This is a genomic window from Acinetobacter schindleri, from assembly GCF_010918895.1.
GTDB classification, from domain to species: Bacteria; Pseudomonadota; Gammaproteobacteria; order Pseudomonadales; family Moraxellaceae; genus Acinetobacter; species Acinetobacter schindleri.
This window is the reverse complement of the sequence record NZ_CP044488.1, coordinates 1-8,408: the sequence shown is the minus strand read 5'-3', so window position 1 is coordinate 8,408 and position 8,408 is coordinate 1. Positions and strand designations below refer to the sequence as shown.

At 34.4% G+C, this 8,408-nt stretch carries 10 protein-coding genes; 2 read left to right on the top strand and 8 right to left on the bottom strand.

All coding sequences use genetic code 11. The features are described 5' to 3' along the window. Positions 1-410: 410 nt before the first annotated feature. From FSC11_RS15970 to FSC11_RS15955, 4 genes are all read right to left on the bottom strand, one after another. Complete coding sequence (locus tag FSC11_RS15970) at positions 411-1,013, bottom strand: hypothetical protein (protein ID WP_071852196.1); 603 nt, start codon at positions 1,011-1,013, stop codon at positions 411-413. A gap of 32 nt (positions 1,014-1,045) precedes the next feature. Next, positions 1,046-1,270 (bottom strand): hypothetical protein, encoded by a 225-nt coding sequence (locus FSC11_RS15965; protein WP_071852195.1) that lies wholly within the window; start codon positions 1,268-1,270, stop codon positions 1,046-1,048. Between the two features lie 92 nt (positions 1,271-1,362). Next, on the bottom strand, positions 1,363-1,677 hold the full coding sequence (locus FSC11_RS15960; RefSeq protein WP_120403538.1) for a BrnA antitoxin family protein: 315 nt from the start codon (positions 1,675-1,677) through the stop codon (positions 1,363-1,365). Further along, entirely contained in the window at positions 1,664-1,951 is a 288-nt protein-coding gene (locus tag FSC11_RS15955) for a BrnT family toxin (RefSeq protein ID WP_163167913.1), read from the bottom strand. Before FSC11_RS15955 ends, FSC11_RS15960 begins: the two co-directional genes overlap by 14 nt. 296 nt (positions 1,952-2,247) lie before the next feature. On the opposite strand from FSC11_RS15955, the gene FSC11_RS15950 reads away from it, so the two are divergent. Beyond that, the gene (locus FSC11_RS15950; RefSeq protein WP_163167911.1) at positions 2,248-2,685 is read left to right on the top strand and encodes an antitoxin YezG family protein; all 438 of its coding nucleotides are present in this window, start codon (positions 2,248-2,250) and stop codon (positions 2,683-2,685) included. 181 nt (positions 2,686-2,866) lie between these two features. On the opposite strand, the gene FSC11_RS15945 is transcribed toward FSC11_RS15950, so the two are convergent. From FSC11_RS15945 to FSC11_RS15935, 3 genes are read right to left on the bottom strand one after another with little or no spacing between them, the layout of a single operon-like run. Continuing rightward, positions 2,867-3,418 carry a plasmid replication DNA-binding protein gene (locus tag FSC11_RS15945; RefSeq protein WP_163167909.1) on the bottom strand — a complete coding sequence of 184 codons (552 nt, stop codon included), beginning with the start codon at positions 3,416-3,418 and terminating at the stop codon, positions 2,867-2,869. A gap of 54 nt (positions 3,419-3,472) precedes the next feature. Beyond that, positions 3,473-4,615, bottom strand: a complete 1,143-nt coding sequence (locus FSC11_RS15940; protein WP_163167907.1) for a hypothetical protein — start codon at positions 4,613-4,615, stop codon at positions 3,473-3,475. 21 nt (positions 4,616-4,636) lie between these two features. After that, positions 4,637-5,914: a MobA/MobL family protein gene (locus tag FSC11_RS15935; protein WP_163167905.1), complete on the bottom strand. Its 1,278-nt coding sequence runs from the start codon at positions 5,912-5,914 to the stop codon at positions 4,637-4,639. A 378-nt stretch (positions 5,915-6,292) separates the two neighbouring features. Here FSC11_RS15935 and FSC11_RS15930 point away from each other — a divergent pair, with 378 nt between their 5' ends. Next, complete coding sequence (locus tag FSC11_RS15930) at positions 6,293-6,736, top strand: hypothetical protein (protein ID WP_163167903.1); 444 nt, start codon at positions 6,293-6,295, stop codon at positions 6,734-6,736. 68 nt (positions 6,737-6,804) lie between these two features. On the opposite strand, the gene FSC11_RS15925 is transcribed toward FSC11_RS15930, so the two are convergent. Further along, entirely contained in the window at positions 6,805-7,938 is a 1,134-nt protein-coding gene (locus FSC11_RS15925) for a replication initiation protein (RefSeq protein ID WP_227591034.1), read from the bottom strand. Positions 7,939-8,408 lie beyond the last annotated feature (470 nt).

Here is an 8,408-nt window from a genome sequence, read left to right as displayed (position 1 = left end):
ATCAGAGAAAAAGCATGCCGAAAATCGTATTTCATCAGTTCGCTCGTAGACACTCGCTCTATAAATAACTGTTATTGTTTAAATTTTCTTAAAATTAAGCATTGTTTTTTGAATTTTATGATTGATTAGAAATTTTATTTTTCATGCTGTTTTGATTGTTATATTTCAAGTTAATGTAAAACATAGCTCTATTTTGCGCTTATTTACGCTCTATCCATCATTTCATGTTTTTATGATGTCAGTTACCAATAAGTGTTCTATCGTTGAATTGGGAGCAAATAAGAGCCTATTTTTCAAGTGAACTTCCAGATTGACATTTTTATTTGGGGCTTACAGTCAAATTTCGTATAAGAGTTTTTATGTTAAATAAAAAGACGCCTATGTAAAGGCGTCTTTTGAATATTTCTAGATTATTGAAAAGCTTGTCTTAGAACTTCACCTTTCTCTGTAGAAGTTTGGCTAGTTGTAGAGTTTTCATCATTTATATCTAAAATATCTTTTCTTTTTTCAGGGCCATAATATGAAATAAACTTATTTATAGATTTATCCCACGCTAAATAACTGTCGTTATATTCAGAAGTAAAACGATAGCCATCTTTTATTTTTTTAAGCTCCAATCCTTCACGACCTAACCAATAGTTAAGAACATGATCATATTTACCTGCTTCATTTTGAAAGTAGATATCTATAAAGCCATCACTGTTTCCAGTGAAAATTGAGTAAGCACCTTCACAGGTAACGTCTGAAGATCGGATAATATAGTCTTTTAAGCCATCATTATTAAAATCTATATTTACTAAAAACCCTTTATTGAAAGTGATTTTAGGATTTTTAACTTGCATTTCTTCATCTTCAGATATGCCTTGGCAGGTATCTATATACTCACTTTGAACTACTTCTTTAATCTCTATAGGCAGCTTATTGAAAGGAATACTATTATTTTTTACAGGGATTTCTGCTAAAGAATTTGTACAAAAAACAGCTATGGCTGCAAAACCTATTAACTTTTTCATTAATAAACCTATTTATTTGGATTTTATAGAGATTAATAGGTGTATCTAAAACCTTGTGCCATCATACAATCTTGTATCATTTCAGCTTTTTCATTTTGATTTACTTTAGCTAAACCTATGTCATAGCGACATTTTGCTAAAGCACTATTAGCATCATGTGGAGTAATTCCAGCTTTTCTCCACATAGGTTGTGATGTACTACATGCAGAAATTAAAAGTGTTGAAACAGCTAATGCCCCGATAATTGTTTTTTTCATAAAAAACTCTATAAAATTTAATCAAATAATTTTTCTATTCTATCAAATTTTATGAATTTTGTAATAAAAAATGGGAGCTTAAGCTCCCATTTTTACTGATGATTTTTTAATTCTTTTAGCATGGCATCCCGCAAGATTTCATTCATGCGTGTCTGATAACCTTTACCTTGTGCTTTGAACCATGCAAGTACGTCAGCATCTAAACGAATAGATGTTTGTTGCTTTACTGGACGATAGAATTGATTGTGGCGTACAGCATTACTCCAGTCGGTAATTTCAGGTATATCTGAGAGATCTAGCTGATCGTCAGCAACCGTTCCCTTAGCAAGCAAGCGTTGAATTTCAGCATCTTGCTTGTCGCTGAATTTTTCATTCAGTTCTTTGCGTGAGTATCTAACCATGCTCATATCTATCTTGCTCCGCCTTAGTGACTTGTCTTGCACTAATGATTCGTATGATTTCACAGTCATCTTCATCAAAGATGGTGTGAGCTACTAAGAGCATTAGTACGCCTTTTACTTTTCCAATGGTTTGCCAACGTTCTTCACCATCGGTATGTCTGTCCTGGATTGAGATCCTTAATGGATCTTCAAAAACAAGGCTTGCAGTTTCGAAAGAGACATCGTGCTTTTTCTGATTCTTTCGATTCTTAGCCTCATCCCATTCAAAATACTGTTCCATAAAAAACATTCAAATTTGTATAGACAATAATGTATCACAAAATTGTATCACTCAAGCTGAAAAGCGTAATTTTTAGTCAAATTTATTGGCAAGAACTATCAAAACTGCTCATAAAAAAGCCGACTTGTTTCCAAGTCGGCTTTTTGGGCATTTTTGGATTTTTCTGATTTGAATAAGTACCTGATATTACAATTAATATACAAGTGTACTTCGTATAACGCCCATTATGTTAAATGATCTGAAAGATTTAATTGCTTACTATAAGACTCATCCCACAATATTGAGATATAACGAAAATGAACGACCAGGAAATTTATCAAAAAATTGGCGAACTTTTATGGTCGGTAATGCCTAAAGAAGCAGTTGAAATTCATTTTATAGGCTGTATTTACTCTGATTATTCCGCAGGAGGGACAGAGTGGTTAACCGTTAAAAATACAATTGATAGCTTTGAAATGGGGGAAAGACCTTACTTAATTGAGGATCAACTAATGGATCATATTCTAAATTTGAACTCATTAGATATCTTTAAAGAAAAGTGGACGCATTTTAGATTTAAATTGACAGATCAAGGTCGATTTAATGCTGAATTTGGATATATTCCAAGAGAAGATAGTTGGGTCAATTTATATATGAAAGGAATTAGCGATCTTTCTGAGGAGGAGTTAGATAAAGATTATCCCTATATTCCTAAAGAACTGTGGGAAGAAAGAGTAAGAGTTAAGAATAGTTAAAATTAACATAATACACCTTATACGAAATGCTGTATAATTATCCTTATAATTCAATGCTGTAGTTTCCAGTTTATAGCCCGAGCATCCCTGTTCGGGCTTTTTTTATGATTTTTCACGTTCCACGCCTATTCTTTGACCAATGTTTCACGGTTTTAATAAGCCTTGGTAAACAATTCAACCTCTAGTCATCACTTAAAACAGCATGTAGCACTCGGCCAAATAAACCTCGTTTTTTAGGTTCCGGTGTTATCGTAGCAGCTTGCTGAATAGGCTTATTTTCTATTGCTGTAACTTGTTCGGGCTGTACAATTTCTTGTAAGTCTGTAGTTGTACGGGTTTGTTCATTTGTACTGTAAGCCTGACTGTCAGGCTGAATATTTTTAGGTGTATAGCCAAGTGCTAATGTTAGGTTGTCAATTTTATCTTTAAGTTGCTCAATCTCTTTGTACATACGCCTTTCACGTTCTTCGGCAACTGATTTATCATGTCGTAATTCTTCAATCAATTGCTTGTACAGTTCAACTGTAGTGTTGTCAGTTTCCTTACTATCAGGCTTACTGTCAGCCTGACTGTTAGGCATACCGTAAACACGTTGCATTTCACTAAAATCAATGACTTTTCGATTCTTAGCATCTATTTCATAACTGATAGAACCATTCTTCATACGATCATAAATAGATGTACGAGCAATTCCATATTGTTTAGCTAATTCAGCAACGGTAAATTTAGGCATTATTTTTTGATTAGTTTTATAGCTATGAGTAGTTATTAATCATAGCTGATTTTTTCACTTATAAATTACGTGTAATTCACCATATTGAGTTTGAATTTTCTGCGAATTTCTAAACTGGAAACAAGTTTGGATTGCCGGGATTTGCGAAAAAGTTTGTTTAGGAATGTAATTTTTACATATATCTGGCGATAACATTTGCAGACCAAGCCCCTTAAGCCTAGCTTCTATCATTCTGTAATTTAATGCTTTTTCAATTCCAGATTCGACCATTGTTTGGCTCAGAAGACCGAAAGTTAGACCTGTGATAGTAACTATTGCCCAGCCGATACCAAATTTTTTTAACAAACTTAACTTTTGTTCCTTCTTTTCTTCTAAAACATGATCTTGATATGCTTTTTCACGCTGTTGGTATAGTTCAGCGGATCTTTGTGCTGTCGCCTGTAATTCAGTGCTGATCTCTTTCACTGTTTTAAGATCAGCATTATATGTTGTGATGATTTGATTATGAAAAGCAGTGGAATTTTCTTTCAGCCGTTGTTCAGCGTTATTAAAAGCAAAATCTAATTTGTTAAATGTAGAGCTAACAAGCTTTTCAGCGGTATCTTTCGCACTTACTTCTATTTCAGATTTCAATTGATCTGAAATTTGTTGAGTAAGTTTCGATGACACTTGGCCGATAATTTCTTCTGAAATTCGATTCGAGACAATGTCTGAAAAACTGTCTGAAATTGTACTGACTTGTTTTTTTAAAATTTCGACTTGCTGAATTGCGATGTTGGTCGCAGCACGCATATTATTTTGATAGCGCTGACTATTATTTTCTAAATGTTCAGTAAGCTGTTTAGCCTGAGCATCAGCATTTTTAATATGTGTGGTCGTCTGTTCAATATTTAGATTTGATGCTTGTAAACGGACAATTTCAAGTGCTTTTTGAGCAACTGAAATTTGCTGAACAACACTATTTAACTGCTTACTGACGTTTTGAATATCATCAAAACTTGATGCAATCTTGCTATCAAAATTTGATAGCGTTTCGATCAATTTCGGAAAGTTTGTACTGACTGTATCAGTCTTTGATGCAATGACTTTCAGTTGCTCCACAAGCTCAGACTTGGCTTTCTGAGCTTGTATGTCTTGGCTTTCAATCGTGCTGACAATGGCTGTCAGTAAATCAATAATCTCGCTGTTGTCAGTCATGTGACTGCTCCCAATTTTTAGTTAAAATGGTGAATAATCGTTATCAGATTGTGGCTTGGGCTTTTCGGCCTTTTTTTGCTTCAATCGTTCAAGCTTCTGACTGAGTGTCTCAGTTGGTTCCGCTGTTGCATTTGGAGGGATATTGGATTCTTTGAGCCGTTCAAGTTTTTCCCGTAAATTAGTTGGTTCAGGCTTGTGATCTGCAAGCTCATTGTCGATTAACTGCTGTGCATTGTTGATCTGATTAAGCAACTCTTGTGCTTGTTCATAGTCTGATTTTGGGTTCGGTTTTAAGCTATCTAATAACTCTTTTTCAGCAAGTTTTTCACCGTTTAAAATCTTATATGCGAGGTCTTTGGGCAAAGGTACATTGATAAAATTTAGATAGTCAGATTCAGTCTGTTGCTTCGCTTTCTGCTGTTTATTGTATTCGTGAACGTCCATCTTTTTGCCTTGAGCAACACGGCTTTTTACCATTTCGCCTTCGTGAACGGTTGCTGAAATTTGCAAGCCCAAGTCTTTATATGACTTATGTGTATAACGCTCAATTCGATTGTTTTTTTCTAATGCACTGTTAAATAAATCGCATGGCTTTTGACGCATATATTGCAAAAAATTTTGCTCAATATTCATTAAATCTGGCTTATCTTTTTTGATCTCTGAGCCGTATTTTATGGGATTAAAATCTTTAACTTGACTGCCAATTTTAAATGTATCTCCGTGAGATTTTTTCTTGCGTTTTGATTTTAAATCTTGCTCTGTGAGTGCTTCAATTTTGCAGTACGGAATCACAAAATGAACATGATTATTTTGAATCTGTAACTGTAAATCTTCTTTATCTTCGGGCAAATTATATTTTTCAATTTCTTCTAATCGAGCTTTTTTACGCTTCAAATTATCAGCTTCATGTATCGCATAACTAATACAAGTTCCGTATTGTTCTGTGAAATCTTCACAGAATTTTTCGACAACTTTTATTTGTTCTTCTTGTGATAATTCAGGAGGTAAAGCAAGAATAGAACTATAGCCAATAATGTTCGTAGATGCGTGACTATTATTCTCAATATGATTATAAAATTGTTCTTCATTCATTTCTGTTTTAATGCCATAGGGCATAAAAAAACCTGTGTTAATCACACCTGATTTATGAGAAAAATTATGCTCACTTCCAGTTAAATTATTTTCTAATTTTCGAGCCATAATATAAGCAATAATTCTTAAAATACTATGACCATTTGATTTTTTGACAGTCGAAACACGATGAGAATAACTATTTCGAATAACGATTTTATCACTCATATCATGCTCCAGTGGCGGTTTTGCTTTTCTACTTTTAAGACGTTACATGAAAATAATTATTGTGCAAAGTGCAATAAATTACTTTCTCATGAAAACGGTTTAAAAGTCCCCCCCTGCCCTAGCTTGGGAGGGGGCGCACGACTCAAAATTGATATGTAGCGAAGCGGAATGTCGATTTTGGGTTAAAGTGCGCTTTTTACTTCGTCATTTCTATAGTTTCATAGTCTACGCTTGCGCTTGACTATGAAACTATGAAATGTCGTGTAAAAAGATTAGAACCCACATGTGTCATAAATTTAGTATTTTAAAAAGCAATAATCTGCCCTTGTTTTTTTTATATGGTAATGATTAGATATTTTTATTTTTGAGAATATTTAAATGACTGAACAAGATAATACTCCAATTTTTGATAGCAAAGAGTATGCAAAACAAGTAAGTGATTTGGTCAATAAAATTCAAGGTCGTAAACTGACAAAAGAACAGTTAAAAGATGCTAAGAAATCACTAGCAGATATTCAAAAATTAGCGAGTGAAGCAATTGAAAAATTTAGTGAGATGCTTCCAGATCTGACACCAGTAGAAAAGAAAATAGTAGATGCACAAAAATTCGGTATTGCTGATTCTGTCATCAACCAAATTTTTGACAATAGCAATAAGCATTTAAATGAAGTTGAGCAAACCCAATTTATTGAGCTACTAGACAAAGTTTTAAAATCGGCTCCTAAACGTGAACAGAATAAAATTTTCAAAGGTTCTGATAATTTAAAAGAAGCATTATATTTACACAATGATGATGCACGTAGAGAAAAATTAAAAAAATGAGATGACAAATTTTTGAGTACAGCTTTAACAAATTATTTTGTTAAAGCTGTACTCAAATTTTCTTAACATTAAAATGGAGCAGGCTCTTCAAAAGTTATTCCAAATTCTTGAAGTTTATTAAGCCATCGCTCTTGATTACCATTTTTAAAATCCTCTTTGATTCGATCAATCATTTCATTTATTGCTTCTCCTGACTCTTGAAAACGTGGGAGTAGTTCAGGTCTTTTTATAAGTTCTTTATAGACTATTGCTGCTGTAATTTTTGGCTGTTCTTTTTGTGGTTCATCTGGTACTTCTTTCTTTGGTTCTTCTGCTTTGACTGTTCGTTTTTTTGTCACAGTAAAATTGACATGACTTGCTTTCCGACCTTCTTTTTTTTCAGCTTTATATTGAATAGATAGCTCGGTCTTTAGGTTGATCAAGTCAATATGCGGTTTTAAGACAAACTTTTTAAATTCTTTGTAGTCGCTATATGACTGCAAATCAATATTTAAGGCTTCCTTTAGGTCGCTGATTGCAATATCAAAATTAAAACGATATTCATTTTGAACTAATAACGGATATAACTTTAATCCATGTCCGTGCAGCCCTGAAATTGACTTGATTTGTAGCCTTGTGAAAGGATGCTGTTGATTGAAGACATACATAATATGCAGTGCATAATGCGTAAAACTGACTGTAAATCGCCCCTCTTTGTAAGCTGTTGAAGTGACAAGTCTAGTCCGGACATTTCCACGCTCTTCATTATGAAAAATTACGCTGTGATTGTAGAGAGCGTCAACAACACGATCTAAAGCAGCATAAGCCCCTTTTATATTCAAGCCAGTTAGCTCTGCATACTCTTTTGCTGTAATTGAGAAGACTGTTTGCTCAGTTGGTAAGTCATCGGATAAGCGCACTTTAGGACTAAAAAACATGAGCAGCTTCAACATATCATCTTTTGGTGGCTTTTCATGTTGAAGCAGCCAGAAAGCATTTTGAAGAACAGCAAGATATTCAGGGTACTTCTTCTCAGGAGAAACTAATGGATACAACACTTTATCTTGTTCTGTGAAGTCGTTGATTGAACTCTTTTTAGCAGTTTTACTCACAATTTTTATTTTCATAAAGGGGGTGCGGATTTGTTTTATATCACCCCCTTTAATACTAGTCAATGAGGATATTTTTTTGTCTGCAACACCACCCCCCTTTGTCTGCAACACCACCCCCCTTTGTCTGCAACACCACCCCCCTTTGTCTGCAACACCACCCCCCTTTGTCTGCAACACCACCCCCTTTTAATGGTTATTTGTCTGCAACACCACCCCCCTTTGTCTGCAACACCACCCCCCCAAATGGTCTGAAAGTACCTCTATATAAGGCTTTCAGGTATACCGTAAAGCTTTTTTAAAGCTTTTTAAAAGCTATTAAAAGCTTTTATAAAAGCTTTTAAAAAGATTAAAAATAGAAAAAGAAAATCGCCCTCGGTACTCGGCAAGCCTCGTACTCTAGTGCTGTTCGCTTACGCTCACAGCGGTGGGGCGATTTTTATAACTGGTGTACGTGATAACCAAAAGAAAAAAGAAATTATGGCATTCGCTTCGCTCATGGCATTTTTAAAAGCAAAAACTTAGAAGTTCGCACCCTTCGGGATGCTCTGTTACTTTCATTGTGAAGCTGATGGAAGCTTGTA